Here is a 3,060-nt window from a genome sequence, read left to right as displayed (position 1 = left end):
GTCGTTCGCGCAGCGACGGCTGTGGTTCCTGCACCAGTTGGAGGGCGGCGGCGCCAGCTACCACATCTCCCTGGCCTGGCGGCTGACCGGAGACCTGGACCGGCGGGCCCTGGAAGCCGCCGTGGCGGACGTGGTGGCCCGCCACGAGAGCCTGCGCACCGTCTTCCCGGCGGTGGACGGCGTGCCGCACCAGCGGGTGCTGGACGTCGTGGCGGCCCGCCCGCGGCTGCGCGTGCACCGGACCACCGAGGGTGAGCTGCCCGCCGCCGTGGCGGAGGCCAAGGACCGCCGGTTCGACCTGGCGGTCGACGTGCCGCTGCGGACCGAGCTCTTCGAACTCGCGCCGGACGAGCACGTCCTCCAGCTGGTGCTCCACCACATCGCGGGCGACGGCTGGTCCATGGGCCCGCTCGTGCGGGGCCTGACCACCGCCTACGCGGCGCGCCGCCGGGGCGAGGAGCCGCGGTGGGAGGAACTGCCGGTCCAGTACGCCGACCACACCCTGTGGCAGCACGAACTGCTCGGCGACGCGGCCGACCCCGACAGCCTGTTCGCCCGACAGGCGGCCTACTGGACACGGCAGCTGGCCGACCTGCCGCAGCAGCTCCAGCTGCGCACCGACCGGCCCCGCCCGGCCGTCGCCTCGCACCGGGGCGGTTCCGTTGCCGCCGGCCTGGACGCCGAGCTGCACCGCGGCCTGCGCGAACTCGCCCGCGCGCACGGGACCAGTCTGTTCATGGTGCTCCAGGCGGCGCTGGCGGCGTTGCTGAGCAAGCTCGGCGCGGGCGACGACATCCCCGTCGGCAGCCCGGTCGCGGGCCGCACCGACCAGGCGCAGGACGAGCTGGTCGGCTACTTCGTCAACACCCTGGTGTTCCGTACCGACACCTCGGGCGATCCGACCTTCGCCGAGCTGCTGCACCGGGTCCGGGACACCTCGCTGGCCGGGTACGCCCACCAGGACCTGCCCTTCGAGTACCTGGTCGAGGTCCTGAACCCGTCCCGGTCGCTGGCACGCCACCCGCTGTTCCAGGTCATGCTGGTGCTCCAGAACGCCCCCCGGGCCGACTTCGCGCCGCCCGGGCTGCGCGTCGAGGACGTGCCGCCGACGTCGACGACGGCCAAGCTCGACCTGCTCCTCACCCTGTCCGAGCGGCAGGCGGAGGACGGTTCCCCGGAGGGAATCGAGGGGTCCGTCGAGTACGCGGCCGACCTGTACGACCCGGCGACCGTCGAGACGATGGTCCGGCGGTGGGAGCGGCTGCTGCGCGCCGCCGTCGCCGACCCGCGGCGGCCGCTCAGCCGGATCGACCTGCTCACCGCCGAGGAGCACGGTGAGCTGGCGGCGCTGGGCACCGGGCCGGCCGCGGTGGCTCCGACCGAGAGCCTGACGGAGCTGTTCCGGGCCCAGGTGCGCGCGCTGCCCGAGGCTCCCGCGCTGGTGTGCGGCGACGTCTCCTGGACGTACGCGGAGCTGGACGAGCGGGCGAACCGTCTGGCGCACGCGCTGATGGCGCGGGGTGCGGGGCCGGAGCGTCTGGTGGCGGTGTCGCTGCCGAGGTCGGCCGAGCTGGTGGTGGCGATCCTGGCGGTGCTGAAGACCGGTGCGGCGTACGTCCCGGTGGACCCCGCGTACCCGGCGGCCCGGATCGCGCATCTGTTCGAGGACGCGCGGCCGGTGCTGACGGTGACCGACTCCCGGAGCGGGGACCGTCTGCCCGAGGGCGGTGCGGTCGGGCGGCTGGTGCTGGACGATCCGCAGACGGCCGCCCTGGTGGCGGCCTGCCCGGCGACGGACCCGATGGTGGCCGTCGACCCGGCCCACCCGGTGTACGTGATCCACACCTCCGGCTCCACCGGGAAGCCCAAGGGAGTGGTGGTGACACATGGCGGCCTGCTCAACCTGTTTGCCGCCCAGTGCCGGCTGGTTCTCCGCAGGGGCAGGCGGATGCGGGTGGGCCTGACCACGTCCGTGTCGTTCGACGGCTCCTGCGACCAGCTGCTCGCCCTCTTCGCGGGCCATGAGCTGCACGTCCTCGACGAGGCGACCTGGTCCGACCCCCGGGCGTACCTCGAGTACGCCGCGCGGACCGGTCTGGACACCGTCGGCGGCACCCCGTCCTACCTGCAGGTCCTCGTCGACCACGGCCTGTTGGACCACCCGACGTGGCGTCCCTCGATGGTCGGGCTGGGTGGCGAGACCGTCCCGGAGCGGCTCTGGGAGCGGCTGCGGGCGGCCGACGGCGTGTTCTCCCTCAACTACTACGGGCCGTCCGAGTGCACCGTGGACTCGGTCTTCGCGCCGCTCGGGTCGAGCCCGCGGCAGGTGATCGGCCGACCGCTCGACGGCGTCCGGCTGTACGTGCTCGACGCCGCGCTGCGGCAGGTGCCGGCGGGCGTGCAGGGTGAGCTGTACATCGCCGGGGCGGGGCTGGCCCGGGGCTACCTCAACCGGCCCGGCCTGACCGCGGGGCGGTTCGTGGCCGACCCGTTCGGAGCGGGCGGCACCCGCATGTACCGCACCGGCGACCTGGTGCGGTGGAGCCCGGACGGCGACCTGGAGTTCCTCGGCCGCACCGACGACCAGGTCAAGATCCGCGGCTTCCGGGTCGAGCTCGGCGAGATCGAAGCCGTCCTCGCCGAACACCCGCGGGTCGCGCGGGCCGCCGTCCTCGTCCGGCAGGACCGGGAGCGGGACTCCCGCCTGGTCGCCTACCTGCAGCCCACCCACGGGGCGGAGCTCCGCCCGGAGGACCTGCGGGCGCATCTGCGCGAGCGGCTGCCGGACCACATGGTGCCGACCGTGTTCGTCTCCCTGGACACCCTGCCGCTGACCGGCAGCGGCAAGCTCGACCGGCGCGCCCTGCCCGAGCCCGAGTTCGCCACCACGGGCGCCGGCCGCGCCCCGCGCACGCCGCGGGAACACGTGCTGGCCGGACTGTTCGCCGAGGTGCTGGGCCTGCCGCGGGTCGGCGTCGACGACGACTTCTTCGACCTCGGCGGGCACTCCCTGCTCGCGACCCGGCTGGTGGCCCGGGTCCGCGCGACCCTGGGCGTCGA

The 3,060-nt window shown here is 74.6% G+C and carries 1 protein-coding gene; it reads left to right on the top strand.

What is annotated here, in order from left to right; genetic code table 11:
- On the top strand, positions 1-3,060 hold a 3,060-nt coding region (locus HW445_RS24375), incomplete at both ends, for a non-ribosomal peptide synthetase (protein ID WP_180223093.1).

Origin of the sequence: Streptomyces sp. UH6 (assembly GCF_013421635.1) — a bacterium.
Classification (GTDB): Bacteria; Actinomycetota; Actinomycetes; order Streptomycetales; family Streptomycetaceae; genus Streptomyces; species Streptomyces abyssomicinicus.
Note: the sequence above shows the minus strand (reverse complement) of the source record. Positions and strands in the feature narration are given on the sequence as shown.